The sequence below is a fragment of the Streptomyces sp. 2-1 genome (genome assembly GCF_048564895.1).
Lineage (GTDB): Bacteria > Actinomycetota > Actinomycetes > Streptomycetales > Streptomycetaceae > Streptomyces > Streptomyces phaeochromogenes.
Genome location: NZ_CP183383.1, coordinates 10,766,440 through 10,790,205 on the forward strand (window position 1 = coordinate 10,766,440; position 23,766 = coordinate 10,790,205).

General features: G+C 70.2%; 20 protein-coding genes. 15 read left to right on the forward strand and 5 right to left on the reverse strand.

Annotation, left to right across the window (positions count from 1 at the left end):
* Positions 1–162 precede the first annotated feature (162 nt).
* The gene (locus tag ACN20J_RS47040; protein ID WP_419668474.1) at positions 163–1,401 is read right to left on the reverse strand and encodes a cation:proton antiporter; all 1,239 of its coding nucleotides are present in this window, start codon (positions 1,399–1,401) and stop codon (positions 163–165) included.
* A gap of 4 nt (positions 1,402–1,405) precedes the next feature.
* Positions 1,406–1,876, reverse strand: coding sequence for a cation:proton antiporter regulatory subunit (locus ACN20J_RS47045; RefSeq protein WP_419668475.1), 471 nt, complete (start codon positions 1,874–1,876; stop codon positions 1,406–1,408).
* A 291-nt stretch (positions 1,877–2,167) separates the two neighbouring features.
* On the opposite strand from ACN20J_RS47045, the gene ACN20J_RS47050 reads away from it, so the two are divergent.
* Together ACN20J_RS47050 and ACN20J_RS47055 are read left to right on the forward strand one after the other, a co-directional pair.
* A complete protein-coding gene (locus ACN20J_RS47050; RefSeq protein ID WP_361993849.1) occupies positions 2,168–3,139 on the forward strand; it encodes a HAMP domain-containing sensor histidine kinase in 972 nt (323 codons plus the stop codon).
* Positions 3,136–3,789, forward strand: coding sequence for a response regulator (locus tag ACN20J_RS47055; protein ID WP_189842562.1), 654 nt, complete (start codon positions 3,136–3,138; stop codon positions 3,787–3,789). Before ACN20J_RS47050 ends, ACN20J_RS47055 begins: the two co-directional genes overlap by 4 nt.
* A 36-nt stretch (positions 3,790–3,825) precedes the next feature.
* Here the strand turns inward: ACN20J_RS47055 and ACN20J_RS47060 are convergent, their stop codons facing one another.
* Complete coding sequence (locus ACN20J_RS47060) at positions 3,826–5,382, reverse strand: serine/threonine-protein kinase (protein ID WP_419668476.1); 1,557 nt, start codon at positions 5,380–5,382, stop codon at positions 3,826–3,828.
* Between the two features lie 199 nt (positions 5,383–5,581).
* On the reverse strand, positions 5,582–6,133 hold the full coding sequence (locus ACN20J_RS47065) for a DUF3455 domain-containing protein (RefSeq protein WP_190231364.1): 552 nt from the start codon (positions 6,131–6,133) through the stop codon (positions 5,582–5,584).
* Between the two features lie 378 nt (positions 6,134–6,511).
* Between ACN20J_RS47065 and ACN20J_RS47070 the strand changes: the two genes are divergently transcribed.
* The 5 genes from ACN20J_RS47070 to ACN20J_RS47090 are packed head-to-tail and all read left to right on the forward strand — an operon-like array spanning position 6,512 to position 12,000.
* Positions 6,512–7,135, forward strand: coding sequence for an isochorismatase family protein (locus tag ACN20J_RS47070; protein WP_419668477.1), 624 nt, complete (start codon positions 6,512–6,514; stop codon positions 7,133–7,135).
* A complete protein-coding gene (locus ACN20J_RS47075; RefSeq protein ID WP_419668478.1) occupies positions 7,132–9,033 on the forward strand; it encodes an anthranilate synthase family protein in 1,902 nt (633 codons plus the stop codon). Before ACN20J_RS47070 ends, ACN20J_RS47075 begins: the two co-directional genes overlap by 4 nt.
* Before the next feature lie 48 nt (positions 9,034–9,081).
* The gene (locus ACN20J_RS47080; protein ID WP_419668479.1) at positions 9,082–9,591 is read left to right on the forward strand and encodes a PhzA/PhzB family protein; all 510 of its coding nucleotides are present in this window, start codon (positions 9,082–9,084) and stop codon (positions 9,589–9,591) included.
* Positions 9,588–11,147, forward strand: coding sequence for an FAD-dependent oxidoreductase (locus tag ACN20J_RS47085; RefSeq protein ID WP_419668480.1), 1,560 nt, complete (start codon positions 9,588–9,590; stop codon positions 11,145–11,147). The genes ACN20J_RS47080 and ACN20J_RS47085 overlap by 4 nt, the downstream gene beginning before the upstream one ends.
* Before the next feature lie 7 nt (positions 11,148–11,154).
* Positions 11,155–12,000: a PhzF family phenazine biosynthesis protein gene (locus ACN20J_RS47090; protein WP_419668481.1), complete on the forward strand. Its 846-nt coding sequence runs from the start codon at positions 11,155–11,157 to the stop codon at positions 11,998–12,000.
* 25 nt (positions 12,001–12,025) lie between these two features.
* Here ACN20J_RS47090 and ACN20J_RS47095 read toward each other — a convergent pair whose 3' ends face one another.
* Positions 12,026–13,042: an AraC family transcriptional regulator gene (locus tag ACN20J_RS47095; RefSeq protein WP_419668482.1), complete on the reverse strand. Its 1,017-nt coding sequence runs from the start codon at positions 13,040–13,042 to the stop codon at positions 12,026–12,028.
* Positions 13,043–13,344: 302 nt separating this feature from the next.
* Here ACN20J_RS47095 and ACN20J_RS47100 point away from each other — a divergent pair, with 302 nt between their 5' ends.
* The 8 genes from ACN20J_RS47100 to ACN20J_RS47135 all read left to right on the forward strand — a co-directional run bounded on the left by ACN20J_RS47100 (position 13,345) and on the right by ACN20J_RS47135 (position 23,484).
* Positions 13,345–15,177 carry an amino acid adenylation domain-containing protein gene (locus ACN20J_RS47100; RefSeq protein ID WP_419668483.1) on the forward strand — a complete coding sequence of 611 codons (1,833 nt, stop codon included), beginning with the start codon at positions 13,345–13,347 and terminating at the stop codon, positions 15,175–15,177.
* Between the two features lie 12 nt (positions 15,178–15,189).
* Positions 15,190–16,437, forward strand: coding sequence for a cytochrome P450 (locus ACN20J_RS47105; protein ID WP_419668484.1), 1,248 nt, complete (start codon positions 15,190–15,192; stop codon positions 16,435–16,437).
* Between the two features lie 346 nt (positions 16,438–16,783).
* A complete protein-coding gene (locus tag ACN20J_RS47110) occupies positions 16,784–17,758 on the forward strand; it encodes a helix-turn-helix domain-containing protein (RefSeq protein ID WP_419668485.1) in 975 nt (324 codons plus the stop codon).
* Between the two features lie 116 nt (positions 17,759–17,874).
* On the forward strand, positions 17,875–18,852 hold the full coding sequence (locus ACN20J_RS47115) for an alpha/beta hydrolase (RefSeq protein ID WP_419668486.1): 978 nt from the start codon (positions 17,875–17,877) through the stop codon (positions 18,850–18,852).
* A gap of 26 nt (positions 18,853–18,878) precedes the next feature.
* Positions 18,879–20,096: an acyltransferase family protein gene (locus tag ACN20J_RS47120; protein ID WP_189842588.1), complete on the forward strand. Its 1,218-nt coding sequence runs from the start codon at positions 18,879–18,881 to the stop codon at positions 20,094–20,096.
* A 274-nt stretch (positions 20,097–20,370) separates the two neighbouring features.
* Positions 20,371–21,465 carry a fatty acid desaturase family protein gene (locus ACN20J_RS47125; RefSeq protein ID WP_419668487.1) on the forward strand — a complete coding sequence of 365 codons (1,095 nt, stop codon included), beginning with the start codon at positions 20,371–20,373 and terminating at the stop codon, positions 21,463–21,465.
* 73 nt (positions 21,466–21,538) lie between these two features.
* On the forward strand, positions 21,539–22,807 hold the full coding sequence (locus ACN20J_RS47130; RefSeq protein WP_419668488.1) for a sensor histidine kinase: 1,269 nt from the start codon (positions 21,539–21,541) through the stop codon (positions 22,805–22,807).
* Positions 22,804–23,484 (forward strand): response regulator, encoded by a 681-nt coding sequence (locus ACN20J_RS47135; protein ID WP_419668489.1) that lies wholly within the window; start codon positions 22,804–22,806, stop codon positions 23,482–23,484. Before ACN20J_RS47130 ends, ACN20J_RS47135 begins: the two co-directional genes overlap by 4 nt.
* Positions 23,485–23,766: the final 282 nt, after the last annotated feature.

The following is a 23,766-nucleotide window of genomic DNA, read 5'->3' on the forward strand; positions in this document are numbered from 1 at the left end:
ACCGCGACCCCCACTTACCTCAAGGGGCGCGAGGAACCGCGCACGCAGCCACACACCAACCCGAACTTCACAACCCACCGAACCCCAACACACCTCAAGGGGCGCGAGGAACCGCGCACTCAGCCGCGAACGACCCGCACCTCGCAACCCACCAAGGCCTGGTTACTTCTCGGCGGATGCGTCCGGGGTGGGGACGAGGTCCCGGTCCTGCGGCGTCTCGGCGACCGTGGCGGCGGGCTCGCGGCGGCGGCCGGCGAGGCGGGTGGCTATTGGTTCGGTGAAGCGGGCGGTGAGGGGCCCGATGATGACCAGGATCAGGACGTAGGCCGTGGCCAGCGGCCCGAGCCTCGGCTCGATGCCGGAGGTGACGGCGAGTCCGGCGATGACGATGGAGAACTCGCCGCGGGCGACGAGCGTGCCGCCGGCCCGCCAGCGGCCCTTGGCGGAGATCCCGGCGCGTTTGGCGGCCCAGTAGCCGGTGGCGATCTTCGTGCCGGCGGTGACCAGGGCCAGTGCGAGGGCGGGGAGCAGGACGGGCGGGATGCTGGCGGGGTCGGTGTGCAGGCCGAAGAAGACGAAGAACACCGCGGCGAACAGGTCCCGCAGCGGGGAGAGCAGCCCGTGGGCGCCCTCGGCGACCTCGCCGGACAGCGCGATCCCCACCAGGAACGCGCCCACCGCCGCGGACACCTGCAACTGCTGGGCCACGCCCGCGACCAGCAGCGTCAGCCCCAGCACCACCAGCAACAGCTTCTCTGGGTCGTCGCTGGAGACGAAGCGGGAGAGGTGGCGTCCGTAGCGGACCGCGACGATCAGGACGAGGCCGGCGACGCCGAGTGCGATGGCGAGGGTGGCGCTGCCGGCGGCGAGGCCGGCGCCGGCGAGGAGGGCGGTGATGATGGGCAGGTAGACGGCCATGGAGAGGTCTTCGAGGACCAGGATGCTCAGGATGACCGGGGTTTCGCGGTTGCCGAGGCGGCCGAGGTCGCCCAGGACTTTGGCGATGACGCCGGAGGAGGAGATCCAGGTGACGCCGGCCAGGACGACGGCGGCGACCGGGCCCCAGCCCAGCAGCAGGGCCATCGCGGCGCCGGGCAGGGCGTTGAGGGCGGCGTCGACCAGTCCTGCGGGGTATTGGGTTTTGAGGTTGGAGACCAGGTCGGTGGCGGTGTATTCGAGGCCGAGCATGAGCAGCAACAGGATGACGCCGATCTCGGCGCCGATCGCGACGAACTCCTCGCTGGTGCCCAGGGGCAGCAGCCCGCCCTCGCCGAACGCGAGCCCGGCCAGCAGGTAGAGGGGTATGGGCGAGAACTGGAACCGTCCCGCGAACCGGCCCAGCAGCCCCAGGCCCAGGATGATCGCACCGAACTCGATCAGGAAGATGGCGGAGGAATGCACCGGGTCACTCCCGCCCGAGTATCGTCGCCGCCGTCTCGACGCCCTCGCGGGTGCCGATCACGATCAGGATGTCACCGCCCGCCAGGCGGAAGTCCGGAGCGGGGGAGGGGATCGCCTGCGCCCGCCGCAGCACGGCCACGATGGACGCTCCGGTGTCGGTGCGCATCCGGGTGTCTCCGAGGACGCGCCCGTTCCAGTGCGAGACCGACGACAGCTCGATCCGTTCAGCCACGAGGCCGAGGTCGGTGGTGGAGAGCAGGTTCGGGCTGTGGTGTGAGGGCGCCAGCGCGTCGATCAGCGAGGCGGTCTCCGGCTCCGTCAGACGGAGCGACTGGGCGCAGGCGTCGGGGTCGTCGGTCCGGTAGACGTTCACCGTGCGGGCGCCGTCCCGGTGCGCGATCACCGACAGGTGGCGTTGCTCCCTCGTGGTGAGGTCGTACTGGACACCGATCCCCGGCAAGGGTGTGGTGCTCATTCGCCCGGCAGGCACAACCCCTCCCCCTTCTTCTTCGATCCTTGCGGCAGCAGTGCGGGCCACGACGGATTCAGCGAGGTGATCCGGCGCGGCGGGGACTCATGGTGCCACCTGCGAACGGCCTGGGATATGGGTGTCAGCCCGGATGGACACGGCTGCCCCACAGGGTTCAGGGTGGGGCGGGGGAAGTGGATCCCATCGCAGGCCAGAGCCCTCGACAGGGCCGTTCGGTGGCGGCAGGCGACAGTGGAGGTGAACGGTCGACGGTCACCGGGAAAGGAGCACAGGTCCATGTCGCTGTACTGGCGGATCTTCGTCCTCAACGCGGCCGTGCTCGTCGTCGCGGTCCTGCTGCTCCTGGGACCGGTCACCGTTTCCACGCCGGTGCTGTTCGGCGAGGCCCTGGTCCTGCTCGCCGGACTGATCGTGATGGTGATCGCGAACGCCGTACTGCTGCGGATCGCACTGGCTCCGCTGGCGCGCCTGAACCGGGCCATGGCCACCGTCGACCTCCTCAAGCCCGGCAGCCGCACGACCGTCACCGGACCCGGCGAGATCGCCGAACTCACCACAAGCTTCAACGCCATGCTCGCCCGGCTGGAGGCCGAGCGCGCCACCAGCTCCGGCAGGGCCCTGTCCGCGCAGGAAGCCGAGCGCCAGCGTCTCGCCAGGGAGCTCCACGACGAGGTCGGACAGACCCTCACCGCCGTCCTGCTCCAGCTCAAACACACAGCCGACCAGGCACCTCAGCCCGTACGCGACGATCTGCGGCAGGCGCAGGAGACCACCCGCGCCGGGCTGGACGAGATCCGCCGTATCGCCCGCCGCCTGCGTCCCGGAGTCCTGGAGGAACTCGGCCTGTACAGCGCACTGCGCGCCCTGACGGCCGAGTTCACCACCTCAAGCCTGAGCGCGACCGCGCACATCACTCCCGGGCTGCCCCGCCTCGACCCGGCCACCGAACTCGTCCTCTACCGCGTCGCCCAGGAAGGGCTCACCAACACCGCCCGCCACACCCACGCCACCCGGGTCGAGGTCCACCTGCGCGCCCTGCCCGACGCCCGGGTGGGACTGCTGGTCCGTGACAACGGCCTGGGCATCGGGGCCGCACCCGAAGGAGCCGGCATCAGCGGCATGCGCGAACGCGCCCTCCTCATCGGCGCCGAGTTCCAGATCGGCCAAGGCCCCCACGGCGGCACCGAGATACGCCTGAACGTCACCGGCCACGCAGCCGCCGACCGCACCGAGGAGACAGAGCGATGACCACACCGGCCCGCATCCTGCTCGCCGACGACCACGCCCTGGTCCGCCACGGTGTCCGCCTCATCCTCGACGCCGAGCCGGACCTGACTGTGGTGGCCGAGGCTTCCGACGGCGCCGAAGCCATCGCCCAGGCACGCGCCAACGACATCGACCTGGCGATACTCGACATCGCCATGCCCCGCCGGACCGGTCTGCAGGCCGCCCGCGAACTGGCCCGCCTCCGCCCGGGCCTGCGCACCCTGATGCTGACGATGTACGACAACGAGCAGTACTTCTTCGAGGCCCTCAAGTCCGGCGCCTCCGGCTACGTACTCAAATCCGTCGCCGACCGCGACCTCGTCGAGGCCTGCCGCGCCGCCCTGCGCGACGAACCCTTCATCTACCCCGGCGCCGAGACCACCCTCATCCGTACCTACCTCGACCGCGCCCGCACCGGCGAACAACTGCCCGCCCGCCCCATCACCGAACGCGAAGAGGAAATCCTCAAACTCGTCGCCGAGGGCCACACCTCCAAAGAGATCGCCCTCCTCCTCGTCATCAGCGCCAAGACCGTCGAACGCCACCGCACCAACCTCCTCCAGAAGCTGGGCCTGCGCGACCGCCTGGAACTCACCCGCTACGCCATCCGCGTCGGTCTGATCGAGCCCTGAGCGAGATGTGAGCGGCCAGTTCCCGGTAGCCGCCCATCAAGGCTGGTGTGTGACGCTGACCTGGACGGTCACAGTGCCTCTGTTGTCCTGGACGCATCTGTCGGCCTCGTCGTTGATGGCCAGTTGCAAGGGGCCGTTGTTGACCGCCTTGAAGGTCAGCTTCCGTCCGACGGGGCGTATGGGAAGGTTCTTCTCGCCGGCGAGGCGTGCCAGAAGGGCGCCGAACGGTGCCGCGGGCTTGATCTTGCAGTCCTTCGCGCCGTCCAGTGACTGGTCGATGGCCGCGTCGTAACCGGCGGGGCCGGTCACGGGGACGTTGACGTGATCGACGGTCCATTGGCCCGAGACGAAGCGCACGGTGACCTTGTCTCCTCGCCGGACGGTCACCCCGGTCACCTTCTGCCAGCCGGTCGTGGACTTCACGGCCTGGCGGGTGGTGGTCGTGACTGGGTCCTTCTTGAGCGGCAGCACTCCGGTGAGGAACAGGCCACCGCCAACGCCCGCCGCCAGTACCGCGGTTCCGACCGTCGCCCACAACAGTCGCTTCGCGCCCCGGTGACGGGAGGAGGGCCGGGGCGTGGGCCTGAGCGAGGTGGTGTGCGTTGCCGTCGGTGCGTTCTGCCCGGCGGGGACCAGGCCCTGGCGGCCGCTGGTCATGGTGTCCGCGTCGGCCAACAGGGGCGCGGGCCAGGACGCGTGGGCGGTCGGTGACGGCAACAGCGCTCCGGCGTCCGTGTGTCCCGCCGCGACGCGGTGCAGCGCGTCGCGCGTACTGGCCGCGGTGGGGCGTTCGTCGGGGGACTTGCGCAGGAGCGCTTCGATGACCGGGCGCAGCGGGCCGAGCCGCTCGCTCAGGGAGGGTTCCTGGTAGGCCACCGCGTGCAGTGTCGCGGGCCGTGCCGGTCTGCGGAACGGGGACAGCCCACCGCACACCGTGGCCAGGGTCGCACCCAGGGACCAGAGGTCGGAGGCCGGGCCGACCTCCGAGCCCATCACCCGCTCCGGGGCCATGAACTCCAGTGAGCCGATCAGTTCGCCGGTGGTCGTCAGGAACTCGCCGTCGTCCAGGACCGCGATGCCGAAGTCGGTGAGGACGGCGCTGCCGTCGCGGCGCAGCAGGACGTTGGCCGGCTTGACATCACGGTGCAGGGTGCCGGCCGCGTGCACCGCGACCAGCGCGTCGAGCAGTTGCAGTCCGAGGTTGGCGGTGTGCTGCGGGGTGAGCGGTCCGTACTCGGCGAGGTGGTGGGCCAGCGAGGGCCCCTGGACGAGTTCCATCACGATCCACAGCCGGTCCTCGGACTCGACCAGGTCATGGACGCCCACCACATGCGGATGCGGCACCCGTGCAACCGCGCGCGCCTCACGGATCGTACGGCGCACCCGTATACGGTGCTCCTCGTCGCCGTGGGTGAGGATGTGCAGTTCCTTGACGGCTACCGGGCGGTCCAGCAACTGGTCATGGGCGCGCCAGACGGTCCCCATGCCCCCTCTGCCGAGGATGTCGTGCAGCAGATACCGGCCGGAGATCAGCCGCCCCGAGCCGTGTTCCGAACGTATCCCCGCCTGGTGATCGCCATCTCCGGATGTCACGCGCTCTCTCACATTCCTTGCCGGCGGTCTGGACACCCACCGGTCGTCGTCTGTCCGAACCGGGCCGAGCGTAGCGGCCGGAAGCCGGTCCCGTGTACGGCGTCGATCCACGTCGTACGTTCTGCTGCTGGGGGGGGGGCAGCAACAACGGTGGCCCCTCGAAATCGCCCAGGGGCCACCGCCGTTGCCGCCTACCGCATCACTTGGCGGGCTTGTAGAAGGTGTAGGTGGCGGAGTAGGGGACGCTCGTCTGGTCGGTGCCGGTGCAGGCGGTGGTGGGAGCGACGCCGCCGGCGGTGTTGAGGCGCTGGATGTAGGAGACGTCGGCGAAGACCCCGGTGCCGCGCGTGGCGGTGGACTTCAGGAGGAGCTCGGGGATGGTGCCGGCCTTGGGGGAGGTGGCGAGGGCGGCGGCGTTGACGGCGCTGCCGTCCACCGTGGACACCCAGACGGGGCCGCGGGAGTGGAGGGCGACCGTGCGGCGGGAGTGGTCCTTCTTGGCCCACAGGGTGGCGGCGGGCTCCAGCAGCTTCCAGGCGCCGTCGGTGCAGGTGTAGGTCTGGACGCCCTCGGCGGAGAAGACGCCGGTGAGCCGGTTGCCGTCCGGGACCTTCAGCGCTTCGGGAACCTCGACGCCGGTGCGGGCGGGCTGCGAAGCCGCCGCCGGGCCGACCGTCGCGCCTACGAGCGTGGCGGCGGTGACAGTGGCGAGAGCCGTGGTGGTGAGGACAAGCCGCTTGGCTAGCTTCATCAGGTGTGTCTCCAGAGCAATTTCTGAACGTGTTTCGTGGGGATGGACGCGGATGCCATGCGTGTCCCAAGCCAGGACTGGGCAGGTTCCAGACGTCCGGGCCGGTCAGATGATCTTCAGCCTTGCTGCCGCACTGTACGCGTGAACCCGGCAGGCTGTTCAGCCAACTTCTGATCAGTTAGTGGCCAACTCTGCTCACTGGCCCGGAGGGCTGTGCATCAGGCTCAGACGCGTATGGATCCCGGCCTTGCGCGTATGGCTGTGGGGCGCGAGGCGGTGGTTGCGTAGGCCGTCGTAGTCGTCGCCGGGGCACCACAGAAACGTGCAACGTCACGAGCCACCCCGGCCGAACCGCCGTAAGCCGAAAAGGAATTCAGCATGGCTGGCATCGCGGACATCGAGCCGTACCCGTTGCCGACATCGGCGGAGCTGCCGAAGAACGTGGCCGACTGGACGGTCGACCCGCGGCGTGGCGCGCTGTTGATCCATGACATGCAGCGGTACTTCCTGCGCCCCTTTCCCGAAGCCATGACCAGTCGGCTCGTGCGGAACACGGCCTCGGTGCTGGACCGGTGCCGGGCCCTGGGCATGCCGGTGGCGTACACGATGCAGCCCGGTGGGATGGACCCGTCGCAACGCGGTCTGCTCGCCGACTTCTGGGGTGCGGGAATGGCAGCCACCCCGGCCGACCGTGACGTGCCCGAACCACTGCAGCCCGGCCCGCTGGACGGGGTGTTCACGAAGTGGCGGTACAGCGCCTTCTTCCGAACCGAGTTACTGACATGGCTGCGCCGCCACGGCGCCGATCAGCTCGTCGTCTGCGGGGTGTACGCCCATATAGGCGTCCTGGCCAGCGCGGTCGACGCGTTCAGCAACGACGTCCAGCCATTCGTCGTGGCCGACGCGGTCGCAGACTTCTCGGCGGGGGATCATCGATTCGCCCTGGAGTACGCCGCGCGGAAGTGTGCTGTCGTGGTCACCGCGGAGGACGTCCTGCCGTGACCGGTACGTCAGGTCTGCTCCGCCGGGTGCTGGCAGCGGAGCCGCCCCCGTTCGCACTGCTGCACCGCCCGGAACGGACCGGCCGACACCAACTCGACGTAATGACAGGCGAGTTGTGCATGCCGGACAAGCTCGCCGAGGTCCCACTGGCCGAAGATGGCACCGAAGACGGCCAGGGACATCAGGTCCTGACGGTCGTCCCCTACCGGCAGCTCCGCGAACGTGGCCTCGCCTGTGTCGACGACGGCGCGCCGCTGATCGCGATGCTGATCACCGAGCAGGCGGTGGTGCCGCTGCACGATCTGCTCCGACGCATTCCGGAGGTCCCGATCCGGCTCGTCGACGGGCACTTCGACACCGACGACGACACCTATGCCCGCACCGTCGAACGGATCGTCAGGGACGAGATCGGGCAGGGCGCCGGCTCGAACTTCGTGCTCGGCCGACGCCTCGCCGGGCGTATCGCCGACTACGACCTCGACGTGGCACGCGCCGTCTTCCGCCGACTGTGCGAACAGGAGTCCGGCGCGTACTGGACCTTCCTCATCCACACCGGCACACGAACCTTCGTCGGCGCCACACCGGAACGCCACGTCAGCCTGCACGACGGTGACGCGGTGATGAACCCGATCAGCGGCACGTACCGCTATCCCGAGGACGGCCCCACCCTCGCCGGACTGATGTCGTTCCTGGACAGTCACAAGGAGTCCGACGAGCTCCACATGGTGCTCGACGAGGAACTGAAGATGATGGCCCGCGTCTGCGACGGCGGCGGCGCTCAGGTCCTGGGGCCGCGGCTCAAGGAGATGGCACGGCTCGCGCACACCGAGTACCTCATCACGGGCCGTTCCAGCCGACATCCGCTGGACATCCTGTCGGAGACGATGTTCGCGCCCACGGTGACCGGCAGCCCGCTGGCCAGCGCATGCCGGGTGATCAGCCGGTACGAGCCGGCCGGGCGCGGCTACTACGGCGGGGTCGCCGCGCTGATCGGCCGCGATGCCACAGGCCGCCATGCTCTCGACTCGGCCATCATGATCCGTACGGCGGATGTCGACCCGGCAGGCCAGGTCGGGATCGGTGTCGGCGCCACACTTGTACGGCACTCGGATCCGGCGGCCGAGGCGGCGGAGACCCGCGCCAAGGCGGCGACCCTGCTCCGAGTCATGTCGACCGATCCAGGGGCAGCGGCCCCGCGCGTGCCCGGCCGCCTTCGCCCGCTCGGCGAGCATCCCTACGTACGGGACGTGCTGCAGCGTCGGCGACGCGGCCTGGCCGGTTTCTGGCTCGCCACCGAACACGTACCGCCGACGCCCGTGTCCTCCCCACGCCGGATCCTGGTGGTCGACGCCGAGGACATGTTCACCGCGATGATCGCCGCGCAACTCCGCTCACTGGGCCTGGCGGTGAGGGTCCGGCGCTGGGACGAGTCGTATTCGTGGGACGCGGACGACCTCGTCGTACTTGGCCCCGGGCCGGGCGACCCCCGAGACGCCGACGACCCCAGGAACTCCCACCTCCGCGGGGCGATCGAAACGCTGCTGGCCGGGCGGAAGCCGTTCCTCGCCGTGTGTCTGAGCCATCAACTGCTCAGCCTGGTGCTCGGCTTGGACGTGCGCCGCGGCGCCGTGCCCCACCAGGGCACGCAACGCGAGATCGAGCTGTTCGGCGAGAACGAGACGGTGGGCTTCTACAACACGTTCGCCGCGCACAGCGACACCGACAAGCTCGACGTGCCCGGTGTCGGCCCGGTGGAGGTCGGCCGGGACGCAGGCACCGGCGAGGTGCACGCACTCCGCGGACCCGGCTTCGCCTCCCTGCAGTTCCACGCCGAGTCGGTGCTGACCCGCAACGGCCCCGCCCTCTTCGCCGCGCGCATCGACGAGGCGCTGGCCTGACACATGGCGGCCTGACACATGCCCAACCCGCCACCGAGGAGAACGACCATGACCCAGCACACGAGACCCCAGGAGTGGGTCGACAACGACTCCGACCTCCGCCGCGCCAACCGGGCCACCGTGCAGCGATACCTGGACATGACGGAAGGACCGGCGAGGCTCGAACGCCACCACCTCTTCACCGAGGACGCGCGAGGCGGCCTCTGGACCACCGACACCGGACAACCGGCCGCCGTCACGGGACGGGAGAACCTGTACCTGATGGCCGCATGGTCGCTCGAGTGCTTCCCCGACTGGCGCTGGACCAACGTCGAGATCCACGAGACCCAGGACCCCAACCAAATCTGGGTCGAGTGCGACGGAGAAGGACAGATCATCTTCCCGCACTATCCGCCGGGTCACTACCGCAACCACTTCATCCACTCGTTCCGCCTCGACAACGGAAAGATCGCGGAGATAAGGGAGTTCATGAATCCTTGCGAGCAGATGCGGGCTCTGGGCATCGAGGTACCGGTCGTCAAGAGGGGCGGGATCCCCACCGACGGCGAGACGGCATGACCTCGGTGGTCGTCGTCGGTTCGGGCGCGGCGGGGCTGGCCGCGGCCCTGTCGGCACGGGAGTCGGGCGCTGAGGTCACAGTTGTCGAGGCGACGCCGACGATCGGCGGCACCACCGCCCTGTCCAGCGGGGCGGCCTGGCTGCCCAACAACCACCTGCCGCTCGCCGCCGAGGACACCCCGCATGGCACCCGTACATATCTGAGTGCCCTCGACCGATCCGACGAGTACCGGTCTGGATCAGGGTTCGGGTCCGGGCCAGGGTTCGGGTCCGCGGACACCGCCATGTCCGACCGGTTCGTCGACGAGGCGCCGCGCGTGGCCGAGTGGCTGGAGACGAAGACACCGCTGCGCTGGGCCACCCTTCCCATACCGGACTGCCACGGCACGCTGCCGGGCGGGTACGGGGCCGGACGGTCGCTCGAACCACGGCCGTTCCGCGCTCCACCGCGGGTCGCCGCTCTGGTGCGTGCCGCTCTGCCCTGGCGGTCGCGGGCGACTCTCACCGAACTCCTCACCGGCCAAGCCGCACCCGATCTCGTCGAGCAGCGCCGGCAGGCCGGAACACACACCGCGGGCCAGGCACTGGTGGCGGCACTGCTCACGGCCGCCGTCGACGCGGGCGTCACCATCCGCACCCACGCCAGAGCGACGAGGTTCCTCGGCACAGGCGTGGCGGTCGACGGCACACCGCTCGCCGGGCGGGTCGTACTCGCGACAGGCGGCTTCGAACGCGACGAGGCGCTCGTCCGGCGATTCCTCGGCGGCCCGATCGCCGGTCTCACCGGAGCACCCGGTGCCCGTGGAGACGGGCTGCGCATGGCCGTCGCCGCCGGAGCCGCGCTGCACAACACGGCGCAGGCCTGGTGGTGCCCGACGATCCGGATACCCGGCGACGCGATCGACGACGAACCCGTGCACCGGATACTCCTCGCCGAGCGTGCGCGCCCCGGTGCCGTGCTGGTCGACTGCGACGGTCACCGGTTCACCAACGAGGCCCGGAGCTACCACGAGGTCGGCCGATCGCTCCACCCGACCGAACCGTCATGGCTGATCGTCGACGCCGCCCATCGCCGCCGCTATCCGATCGGCCCGGTCCGCCCCGACGACCCAGACCCGGACTGGCTGCAACGCGCCTGCACACTGCCGGAGTTGGCGCGACTCATCGACGTCCCGGGCGACGCGCTCGCCAAGACGATCAGCCGGTTCAACTGGGCGGCGGCAGCCGGCGAGGATCCGGACTACGACCGAGGAACGAACCCCTACGACGGCGTCATGGGCGATCCCGGCGCCGTCCACCCGACGTTGGGGCCCCTGTACGCACCACCCTTCTACGCCGTCCCGGTACGCCCCGGACTCGGCGGAACCAGCGGCGGCCCGCGCACCGATCCCGACGGGCGTGTGCTGCGCGACGACGGAATGGCCGTACCCGGGCTGTACGCCGCGGGCAACGTCGCCGCCGGCCCGTTCGGGTCCGCCTACCCGGGCACCGGCGCGACGATCGGCCAGGCCCTCGTGTTCGGCGCCCAGGCAGGCAGAGCAGCGGCAGGAGACTGAACACACCATGCACCAGTACGTGATCGTCGACGTGTTCACCACGGTCGCCCTGCAAGGCAACCCGCTGGCCGTCTTCCCGGACGCGGTCGGCATCCCCGCCGAGAGGATGCAGCTGATCGCCCGGGAGATGAACCTCTCGGAGACGACGTTCGTCCTGCCCGCCCAGGGCGACGGGGACCGGCGGGTCCGTATCTTCACCCCGGTCAACGAACTGCCGTTCGCCGGGCACCCGGTACTGGGCACGGCCGCGGTGCTGGGCGTATCCACGGCGATGGACCGGCTACGACTCGAAACCGCGGGCGGCACCATCCCGGTCGACTTCAGCCACCGGAGCGAGCGGACCGTCACGGCAGCCATGCGCCAGCCGATCCCGGTCCGGGAGCCGTACGCGCGGCAGGGCGAACTCCTCGACGCGCTCGGCCTCGAATCCTCGACCCTGCCGGTGGACGCCTACCGCAACGGGCCCCGGCACGTCTATGTCGGAGTCGAGAGCGAAGCGGCGCTCGCCCGGGTCCAGCCCGATCTGCGCGCGCTGGCAGGACACCCGGACATGGCGGCCATCTGCTTCGCGCGCTCCGGGGGCTCGGGGGAACACTGGCGCATGCGGATGTTCTCCCCGGCCTACGGGGTGAGCGAGGACGCGGGGACGGGATCGGCCGCCGGCCCGCTCGCGGTGCATCTCGCGCGGTACGGACTCGTCCCCCTCGGAAAGCGGATCGAGATCGTCCAGGGAGTGGAGATGGGCCGCCCGTCGCAGATGTTCGCCAGGGCAGAGGGCAACAGCAGCCAACTGGACATGGTCGAGGTCGAAGGATCAGCGGTCATCACCGCCCACGGCACCCTCCTCGCCTGACCCTGGCCGGCCCCCATCGCCCTGTTCAGGCGTCGCAGGCCCGGCGGGACTCCAGGTCACGGAAACGGCCAGGTGAAATGCCGTACTCACGGCGGAAAGCGGCTCCGAACGCGAATTCCGTCGAGTAGCCGACCTGACGGGCGATCGTCGCCAGCGGCGCCTTGGTCTCCCGGAGCAGACGGGCCCCGTGGCTCAGGCGCCTGCCGGTCAGGTACGTCATGGGCGGCTTTCCGACCATCGCGGTGAAGCGTTTGGTGAACGCGGTCCGCGACATTCCCACGGTCTTGCCGAGCTGCTCCACCGTCCACGGCTTGTGCAGGCTCGTATGGATCTCGCGCAACGCGACGGCGATGGCGGGATCGTCGGTCTCCGGCCGGTCCGCGTCGCGATTCTGCTCCAGCCATTGGCGCAGAGCGTGGGTCAGCAGCAGGTCCAGGAGTGCAGGGCGGGTCGCCCCACTGCCCGGTGGCGCGTCGGATACGTCCACGGCCAGCAGATCGGCCAGCAACCGCAGTTGCGAAGCCCGGTCATGGCCCGGCGAGACCACGAGGAGTTCGGGCAACGCTCGTAAGTACGGGTGTACTTGACCGTGGTCGAGCCAGTACGCGCCGCAGAGGAACTCGGCGTCGGCCGCATCGGGACCGTGTGCATCGGGACTGTGCGGATCGGCACTGTTCGGATCCTTGCTCACGACCTCTGCCACTGGGGGCAAGTCCTTGAGCGGGCCTGGTGCGTGACTGAATCCGAGTTCGGCACCGAACGGGGTGAGGACGACATCACCCGCCTTGAGTGCACGTGGCCGCCCGGCTGCCGGGATCAGCCAGCCACTGCCCCGCAGGAGGATATGGAACCCGCTGCCCGCGAAGGCGGGGAACCGCATGCCCCAAGAGCCCGACTCCCTGACCCGGCAGGCCTTGGCCCGCCCGATCCGCACGCTGCCGATGGCCTCGCTCAGTATGTCCGTGCCTGAGTCGGTACGGGTACGAGTGATGGCAACTATGCCGGTGGGACTCTTTTGGTTCACGTGTCTCTCGTCTTTCATGTGCAACAGGGCTCAGAGCTGCTCGGGTTTGCCCTACTGCCGGAGCCTAAGTCGACCAGCACGCCAGGCACTTGAACCACAGCGGCATCCGAACAGAACATCCGCGCCACGAGCCGTGGTTCCGTCACCGGGTGTGCATGCCAGGGCGACCAAGTGTGCGTACGCACGCGTATGGACCCGCACCACCGGAGTATGTGCCCCTCGCCCGGCCACTGGTTGAGTCGGCTGTGCGACAACCTCATCCGACCGGCCGCGCCGACTTCGTCCGTGAGGGCAGGGACACCGATGAAGCGGGGATGCCGATGAAGGACGTCACGATCACCGAGCTCTTCGCTGATCGGGTGCGGTGCGCACCAGAGGCGTCGGCGCTGCGCTTCCGCGGTGAGGAGATGACCTATCGGCAGTTGGATCTGCGGGCCGAACACCTGGCACACCGGCTTCGATACGTCGGCGTCGGGCCGGAGGACGTCGTCGGCGTATGCGTCGAGCGCTCCTTCGAGATGATCGTCGCTCTGCTCGGTGTGCTCAAGGCGGGAGCCGCGTATCTGCCACTGCATCCGGACGAGCCCGCCCTGCGGCTGCGGTTCATGCTCGACCACGCGGGCGCCCGTGTCCTGCTCACCCACCGGCCCGTCCTCGGTCAACTGCCCGATCTCGACGTGACCGTGCTCGATGTGGACGTGACCGCGCTCGATGTCGAGGGCCCCGAGCGCCCCGAGGGCCCTGGTGGCACGCCACTTCCACCCAGCGGGTCGGCCGACGGGCTGGCCTACGTGCGCTACACCTCGGGCTCGACCGGTCATCCGAAGGCGGTGGCCGTGCCGCACCGTGGCGTGGTCCGGCTCGTGCACGACACCGAGTGGATCGAGTTCGGCCCTGACCAGACCTTTCTCCAACTCTGTGCGCTGACGTTCGACCCGTCCGAGTTCGAGATCTGGGGAGCCCTGCTGAACGGTGGCTGCCTGGTCGTCCACCCGCCCGGCCCCTTGTCGCTGCCCGAACTGGCGGAGTGCCTCCGGACGGAGAGGATCACGACGCTGTGGCTGACCGCAGGGCTGTTCCACCGCATGGTGGACCGCCACGTGGACAGCCTCGGCGGACTTCGCCAACTCGTCGCCGGCGGGGACGTGTTGTCACCGGCCCACGTCAACCGCGTACGCCGTGCCCACCCGAAGGTCCGGATGGTCAACGGCTACGGCCCGACGGAGAACTCCTGCTTCACGACATCCCACACGGTCACCCGCCAGATCAGCGGAACCGTTCCGATCGGGACGCCGATCGCCGGTACGCGCGTGTACATCCTGGACGAGGGTCTGCGGCCGGTTCCCGAGGGGGAGTGGGGCGAGCTGTACACCGGCGGCGCCGGACTCGCGCGCGGTTACCTGCACCGCCCGGAGCTGACGGAACAGCGGTTCCTGCCGGATCCGTTCGTGCCCGGCGAGCGGATGTACCGGGTCGGGGACGTGGTCCGCCGCGGCTGGAGCGGCGTGATGGAGTTCCGGGGCCGCGTGGACGACCAGGTGAAGATCGCCGGCCACCGGATCGAGCCCGGCGAGATCGTGGCCGTGCTGACCGAGCAGCCCGGTGTGTCGGAGGCCGTCGTGATCGCACGGGAGGACGTCACGCCGGGCGAGAAGGTCCTCGTCGCCTATGTCGTCGCGGAACTCCCGGACGAGAACCTGGCCGACCTGGCCTCCGAACTGCGCCGGGCGCTCCGCCACCGGTTGCCGCGGCACATGGTCCCCGCCGCGATCACGACGGTCCCCGAGTTCCCGCTGACCCGGGCCGGCAAGATCGACCGTACGGCCCTACCGGCGCCGAAGCTCATGCCGCGCGCCACCGACACCTCGTACGAGCCCCCGAGGACGCCGGTCGAGACGAAGCTGGCCGATGTCTTCGCCGATGCGCTCGCGGTCGAACAGGTCGGCATCCACGACGACTTCTTCGCCATCGGCGGCAACTCGCTCATCGCCGCCGACGTCCTGGCCCGACTCCGCGGCGAACTGGCGGTCGACGTACCGGCGGCCCGCTTGTTCTTCGAGAACCCGACGGTGGCCGGGCTGGCCGAAACGGTCGCCGCGCACACCGAGGCGTCCACCGAATCGTCCACCGAGTCATCCGACGAAGAACAATGAGGGAGACAGGGCATGCGACTGACACACCCGACCGGAGACGAAGCGATCGACCTGGACAAGGTGGACCTGGTCGACCCCGTCCTGCACGCGGAGGGTGACCCACATGCCATCTGGCTCGCCATGCGCACCCACGACCCTGTGCACTGGCAGCAGTTACGCCCGGACCTGGGGTTCTGGTCGGCGACGGCCTTCGACGACGTCGCGCGAGTGTTACGGGACCACACGGCCTTCACCTCCGAACACGGCACGCTGCTGAACCTGTTGGGGAGGAAGGACCCGGCCGGCGGGAAGCAACTTCCCGCGACCGATCCGCCACGGCACACACGCATGCGCTCACCGATCCAGCGCGCGCTCAACGGCCGTGCGGTGGAGGGGCATCGCGGAGTGATCCGCGACGAGGTACGGCGTCTGTTCACCGGAGTCGTCGACGGTGAGCCGTTCGACTTCGCCGCGCTGACCGACCAGTTGCCCATGGCGGTGATCGGGACACTCATGGGCCTCGACCGCGACGACTGGTCCCACCTGACGTTCCTCACCACCCAGGCCGTCGCGCCGGACGATCCCGAGTTCGTCCGACCGGAGGGCGCGCAGGCCACGTTGCACCGGGCACACCGGGAGTTGTTCGCCTGTCTGCAGGACGCCGTGGCGAAGCGCCGGGGCGGCGGCACCGGCGACCTCATCGACGTACTGTCCACGATGGAGTTCGAAGACGGCGGAGGACCGCTGACCGCGGGCGAGATCGTCTCCAACTGCTACAGCCTGCTGCTCGGCGCGAACGTCACGACACCTCACGTACCGAACGCGGCCCTGGCCGAGCTGACCGCCGGCGGCACGTACGCCGACTGGGCCGAGCATCCGGAGCTGCTGGACAGCGGGATCGAGGAAGCGCTGCGCTGGTCCTCACCGACCAGCCACTTCATCCGATACGCCACGCACGACGTCCAACTCGGCAAGATCACGGTCCGCGCGGGTGAGGCGGTCGCCGCGTGGATCGGCTCGGCGAACCGGGACTCGAGCGTGTTCCCGGACCCGTACACCTTCGATGTACGCCGCAACGCCCAGAGGCACCTGGCCTTCGGCGTCGGCCCGCACTTCTGCCTCGGCCATGCCCTGGTGAGGATCACGTTGGAGGAATTCTTCCAGGAACTCTTCGCCCAGTTCGAGCACTTCGAGCCGGCGGGTGAACCGGAGCACCTGCACTCGAACTTCATCGCGGGGATCAAGCACCTGCCGCTGGTCGCGACTCGCCGCAAGGGGTAGCCCGCCGCAGAGGGGCCCACGACCTGCGACGGCTGCGGCCCGCTGCCAAGTGCCATCGTCGTACGCTTCGTCGCAGGCGCGTGCGGGCTCATCCACTGACTCGCAATCAGTGGATCAGCACGTCCTTCATCCCCGCCGCGGGGTGCCGTCAACTGGTCGAGACCGGCGGTGACCGACACCGCGGCGACGAGTACGCGCCACGCCGGGAGCCGTCGGAGATTTGCCCCTTCCGCCGAAGTCCAGGAGGGTCACCACGCCACGCTCTCGAACCACGGCGGCATCCGGGCGGAACATCCGTGCCAGGAGCGGGCGTTGGTGCAAATCTTGCGAGGGGGATCGAAAGGCGATGAGCACTGGAGTGAGGGCCGATGTGTCGCACGGGGCGTTCCAACTGGACTCCACGGTCCCGGGTGCCGCATCACGAGGACTTGACGCCTTCCGGCGCGGGTGGGAAACACAGCTCGGCGGCGGATTCAGGCTGCCCGCCTTCAGCCCCGCCACGATCGGTGACTTCCGGGTCAAGGGCCGCGCCGCCAGGCTGAGCGACGTGACGATCGCCGACCTCCACGGCGCGTCGGCCACCCGGACCGTGGGCGCCCCACGCGGCGACGAGGATCTGGTGCGCATGTACGTGGTGCGGCAGGGCGCATGGGCGTTGGACGGCCCGCGCGATCGTGACGTGCACACCGTGTCGGCCGGGCAGTTCCTCCTGCGGCACTTCGGACATCCGTCGGCCTTCGAGACGGCGCCGCACACCACGGCGAAGATCATCTTCCTGCCCACCGCGATGCTCGGACCACTGCTCGGGAATCGGACCATCACCGGACCGGTCGACTCGGCCGAGGTACGGCTGTTGGCGGCGCACGCGAACATGGTCCACGAGACCATCGCCGACCTGAGTCCGGCCGGTGTGCACGCCGCCCACAGCACCCTGATCGAACTGGCCAAGGCGGTGGCGCAGAGCCGGTTCGACGACACGGAACCCTTACTGGCCCCTTCGCTGGCGCAGGCCGCGAAGGACCTTGCGGACCGTCATCTCGCCCATCCTGAGCTGTCTCCGGCCATGCTTGCGCGTGAACTGCGCGTCTCCGTGCGGACTTTGCAGCGGGCGTTCGCCGCGGTGGGGGAGTCGGTGACCACTTACATCCGCCACCGGCGCCTGGAGCAAGCCCGCCTCGCTCTCATCGCCGGGCCCGGCCGGCCGAGCGTCTCGGAACTCGCCGCCCACTGGCAGTTCGCCGACAGCAGCCACTTCATCCGGGCCTTCAAGAAGCGCTACGGCCAGACCCCCGCCGAGTACGCCCGCTCCGCCGGCACCTAGCCCACCCCCTACCGGGGTATCACTCCCGACCTGGCTCCCCAGTGTGACGCGTCGGCCTCCACCGTCTTCCTACCTTCCTCCCCGTCACCACGGACGAGACAGAGGGAGACGCACGGATGCGCCGCTTCAGGAGGGCCCTGACCAAGGCCGTACTGACCACACTGCTGGTCGGCAGCACGGCAGGCTGGGCCTCGGAGAGCAGCGAGAGCGCGCTGAGCGGTCCGCTCCCCGGCACCGCCGCCTGGCTGGCGGACGACTCTCTGGGCAAGGATCCACCGGACCCCAACACAGCCACCCCGTCCGAAGTGGCGGTCTTCTTCGCCGACCTGACCGACACCCAGCAACAACGACTCGTCGAGGACCACCCCACCGTGGTGGGCAACCTCGACGGCGCGCCCGTAAGCCTCCGGTACGAGGCCAACGCCCCGGCCGGCGACCAGGTTCTGGCGTACGACCCGCGCGACCGCGGCCTGATCGCGCAGGTCGTCGGCGACTTGGAGCATGCCACCCACGTCTCGGTGCTCGTCCCCGGCTCGGACATCGGCATCTCCACGTTCGACCGTACGGTGCGGTGGGCCGCCGACCTCCAGGAGGAGGCGGGCGACGATACGGCCGTCATCGCCTGGGCCGGCTACACCACCCCGTCGGGCATCGGCCCCGACCTGGCGACGGGCCGGCTCGCCGAGTCCGGCGCCGAGCGCCTCACCCGTTTCACCGACGGCCTGGACGCGGCCGGCCTCCCCGACCCCTCCCTCTTCTGCCACAGCTACGGCTCGGTGGTCTGCGGCCTCGCCGCCCCCGACACCGACGCGAGCGACATCGTCGTCATGGGCTCGCCCGGCATGCGAGCCGACGACGTCACCGCACTCGGCACCGACGCCCACATCTGGGCGGCGAAGTCCCCGGACGACTGGATCGACCGCGTCCCGAATGTCGAGGTCCTGGGCCTGGGCCACGGCGCGGACCCCACCTCGCCCGGCTTCGGCGCGACCGTCCTGCCCGCCGACGACGTCCCGGCGCACGACGAGTACTTCACCCCCGGCACCTCCACCCTGACCGCGTTCGCGGCGATCGCGGGCGGAGACCTGCGATGACGACCCCCGTGACCCCCACGACCCCTATGAACTCCACGATCCCCACGAAGCTCGCGAAGCTCAGCGCCACGATCGACGACCGGACCCCCGCCCACCGCGACCGGGCCATCGACGGCCTGCGTGCGTTGGCGCTCCTGGCCGTCCCGACCGGCCACTGGCTGCTCGGCGGCTTCACCTTGGACACCGGCGGCGGCCTGCACAACGCCAGCCCGCTGGCCACGTTCGGCATGCTGGCTCCAGCCAGTTGGATCCTCCAGCTGCTGGGCATCTTCTTCCTGGTCGGCGGCTACTCCTCGTACCACTCCTACCGGCGCCGCAAGGGCTCGGTCCGCGAGTGGATCACCGGCCGGCTGACTCGCCTGGGCCGCCCGGTCCTCGGCGTCACGGCCGTATGGGCGCTGCTGCTTCCCGCCCTCCACTACGGCCTCGACATCCCGACCGCCACCCTGCACACCGCGTCGACACTGGTCGTCCAACCCCTGTGGTTCGTCGGCGTCTACGCCGTGATCACGGCCCTCACGCCGTACTGCGTCCGCGCCTCGCAGCGCTTCGGTTTCCGGGCCGCGGCCCCGCTGCTCGGCTCGGTCGCGGTGGTCGACCTCCTGCGATACGGGCCGTACGCGGACGCGATGCCGTCCTGGGTGAGTCTGCTCAATCTGCTTCCGGGCTGGATGTTCGCCTACCAACTGGGCGTGTCCTGGGCGGACAAGCGGCTGGGTCGCCGCGAGGCGTGGCTGTTGTTCGTGGGCGGCGCGGCCCTGTTCGCCGCCCTGCTGCTCGCCTTCCACTACCCGGCGTCGATGGTGGGGGTGCCCGGCGCGTCCCGTACCAACTCGCATCCGCCGTCCCTGCTGGTCCTGGCGCTCGCCGCCGGCCAGTCCGGTGCGGCGATCCTGCTCCGCGACCGGCTGGCCCGGTTGCTCCGGCGCCCCGTGCTGTGGGCGCCGGTGGTGGTCATCAACCTGTCGGCGATGACGATCCTGTGCTGGCACCAGACGGCGATGCTCGCCGCCGCGGTCCCCGCCTCGTACTTCGGCGAGATCCCCGGCCTGACCACCGCGCCGGACACGGTCGGCTGGATCCTGGCGCGGATGGCCTGGATGCCGCTCTTCGCGGGGCTGCTCATGGCGATCGCGAAGTTCGCCCAGCCCCTTGAGACCCCTTGGGAGCGCACCGGCCGGACCCGCCGCGCGGTGGCGGGCGTACTGGCGGCGGGCTTCGCCTACTTCGCGCTGGCGGCGTGAGCGATGCGGATACGCACCGTCGTGCCCCCGCGTTCCGGGTCCGCCGCAGGCACACGAGCACATCCCCTTCAGCGTGCAGGCCCCCGATCGGCCGGGTGACGGCTACCTGGCCCGCCGGCGCCGGCCGATACCCGCCGACGTCCGCCAAGCCCGCCAAGCCCGCCAAGCCCGCCAACACCCAGGATCCGTACGGCCTTTGAGGCCGGGCCGACGACCCACGCGCCGCATCGACACCACCCACCATCCATCATCCAGTGAACACAGGAGCACAACCATGTCCCTGGCCGGCGAAACCGCCCTGCCGCACCCCGAGAAGGCCGCCGCGAGGCAATCCCCACCGGACACGGGCAGCGAGTTCACGCCCCTGCTGCGCGACGTCAAGGAACTGGAGCTGCTCGACCGGCGCACCGGCTGGTACGTACGCACGATAGCGACCAACGCGCTCAGCCTGGCCGCCGTCGTCACCGGCATGGCACTCATCGGCGATTCGTGGTGGGTGGTGGCTCTCGCCCCCGCCCTCGCCGTCCTGTGCGCTCGCACTGCGTTCATCGGTCATGACGCGGGCCATGCCCAGATCAGCGGCAACCGCGTCACGAACAGGCGCATCGGACTCGTCCACGGCAACCTGCTGCTCGGGATGAGCTACGCCTGGTGGAACGACAAGCACAACCGCCACCACGCCAACCCCAATCACATCGACAAGGACCCTGACGTCGCCGCCGACGTCCTCGTCTTCACCAGCGAGCAGGCCACCACCCGCACGGGCTTCCGCGGTTGGCTCACCCGCCACCAGGCATGGCTCTTCTTCCCCCTCACCCTCCTCGAAGGCCTCGCCCTGAAGCTCCACGGCTTCCAGGACCTGCGCCGCCAGACCGGCCGCGAGCGCCTGGTGGAGGGCACGCTCCTCGTCGCCCACATCGCCGGGTACGTCACCCTGCTCCTGACGACCATGCCGCTCGCGCACGCGCTCGTCTTCGCCGCGCTCCACCAAGCCTTGTTCGGGCTGCACCTGGGCATGGCTTTCGCGCCCAACCACAAGGGGATGGACATGCCCGACCCCGACGGTGAGAAGTGGGGACACCTACGACGCCAGGTCCTCACGTCCCGCAATGTCAGGGGCGGTGCCGTCACCGACTGGTTCCTCGGCGGCCTCAACTACCAGATCGAGCACCACCTGTTCCCCAGCATGCCCCGCCCCCACCTGAGGCTTGCCCAGTCCATGGTCGAGGCCCGCTGCCGCGACCTCGGAATCCCCTACGCGGAGACCGGCCTCATCGACTCCTACCGCCAGGCCCTGCGGCACATGCACGACGTGGGAGAACCGCTGCGCGTCGACGGGCGACATCCACAGGTTCGGCGGTCTCGGTGACTACGACTCCGTCGAGTCGGCCGGGCAGTCGCGCGTCTGCTGACGTCGTCCCACCTCACATAGGCTGGGGCTCATGACCGCAGTGGAGGAGGAACCCCCGCGCGCGCTGCTCGCGGGGGCCTCGCGTCGGTGGGTACGGCTGCTGCCGTGGGCCGTGGCGTTCGTACTGAGCGTCGCCCTGCTGCCCACCACCATCCAAGTGCTTACCGCCGACTACGGCCTGAACGGCGGCATCGCGAGCGCGCTGGCCGTCGCGCAGGCGGCACCGCTGCTGCTCGCCGTCGTCCGCCCGCTGCAGGCCTGGTACGTGATCTTCGCCGCCGACGTGGCTGGGGCGCTCGCCCTGCTCACCGTCGACTTCAAGGAGCAGCTCCTGTGGCCGTTCCCGCCCATGGAGATCGTCGGGTACATCGGCCTCTGCCTCGCCCTCGGCCTGCGCGAGCCGCGCCGGACGCTGTTGCTGGTGTGGCTGGCCACGGCCGCCGCGAACGTCGGCCTGGGGTTCTTCGCGCCCAACGGCACGAGCGCCATGAACGTACTGCTCACCATTCTCAGCGGCGTCGTACTCGTGCTCGGCGGTGCGCTCCGCGAGCGGTACGAGGCGCAGCGCAGGCTGGCCGAGCAGGAGACGATCAGCGAGGCCGAGCGCGACCGGCGGACGCTGCTGGAGGAACGCGCCCGCATCGCACGCGAGCTGCACGACGTGGTGGCGCACCACATGTCCGTCATCACGGTGCAGGCGGACACCGCCGCGTACCGCCTCGAACGGCTGCCGCCGGACGTGCAGGAGGAATTCACGTCCATCGCGGCCACCTCGCGCGAGTCGCTCGGCGAGATGCGGCGGCTCCTCGGCGTGCTGCGGAACGAGGAGGCGAACGGCGAACTCGCGCCCCAGCCGGGCCTGACGCGGATCGGGCAGCTGGTGGAGGCGACGGCAAGGGCGGGCGTGCCGGTGGAGTTCACCCCCTGCGACGCCGACGTGCCCGAGGCGGTGGGCCTCTCCGCGTACCGCATCGTCCAGGAGGCTCTCGCGAACGTCGTGCGGCATGCGCCGGGTGCTCCGACGCAGGTGTCGGTGTCGGTGTCCGAGCCAGTTGCGGTGGCGGAGTCGGCGGCGGAGTCCGGTTCGGAGGACATCGCGCGGCTCACCGTCCTCGTGGTCAACGGCCCGTCGCCCCAGCCGCCCGCCGCGCCGCTCGAAGAGGGCGGCACCGGGCACGGCCTCGTCGGCATGCGCGAGCGGGTACGGCTCGTCGACGGCACCCTCGACGCGGGTCCGCTGCCGGACGGCGGCTTCCGGGTGGCCGCCCAACTTCCCCTGACCGAAAAGGACTTCACGTGAGCACGCCCACGCGCGTCATCATCGTCGACGACCAGGCCATGGTGCGGGCCGGCTTCGCCGCGCTGCTGGCCGCCCAGAGCGACATCGACGTGGTGGGCGAGGCCCCCGACGGTGCGCAGGGCGTCGAGCTGAGCCGGAGAACCCATCCCGACGTCGTACTGATGGACGTCCGTATGCCGGAGATGGACGGCCTGGAGGCCGCGCGTCGCCTCCTCGCGCCCCCACCGGGCGTGACGCACCGGCCGCGGGTCCTGATGCTCACCACGTTCGACGTCGACGACTACGTCTACGAGGCGCTGCGGGCGGGCGCGAGCGGCTTCCTGCTGAAGGACGCGCCGCCGGCCGACCTCATCGCGGCGGTACGCGTCGTGGCCTCGGGCGACGCGCTGCTCGCCCCCTCCGTGACGCGCCGCCTCATCGCGGACTTCGCCCGGCAACGTCCCGCCGGCCGAGGCAAGCCCGCGCTGCGGCTCAAGGCCCTGACGGAACGCGAAACCGAGGTCCTCACCCTGGTGGCCCGCGGCCAGTCCAACACGGAGATCGCGGAAACGCTGGTACTGGCCGAGCAGACGGTGAAGACGCACGTGAGCCGCGTCCTCACCAAGCTCGACCTGCGCGACCGCGCCCAGGCGGTGGTCTTCGCGTACGAATCGGGGCTGGTGGCCCCGGGGGAGTAGCCGGTTCCGGCGTCCCCGGTCCGGGTCGGGCGGGTCGCGGTCCCGCTGGGGCGGCTCGCTCCACGGCCCCGGATGGCGCAGACGGCCTCCACCCAGTGAAGCGGCTCCCTCGCCGGGGCCTTGGCCCACCCCAGGCCCCGGGTGCCCGGGCGGTAGTCCCCGGCGGCGGCGGAAGGCAGCACCCGCTTCTCCTCCACCCCCTACCCCGGTAGCACCTCCACATTGGCTCCCCGGTATGACGCCCGGCGCGCAGCCGTCCCCGCACTCTGCACCTCGTAGGCA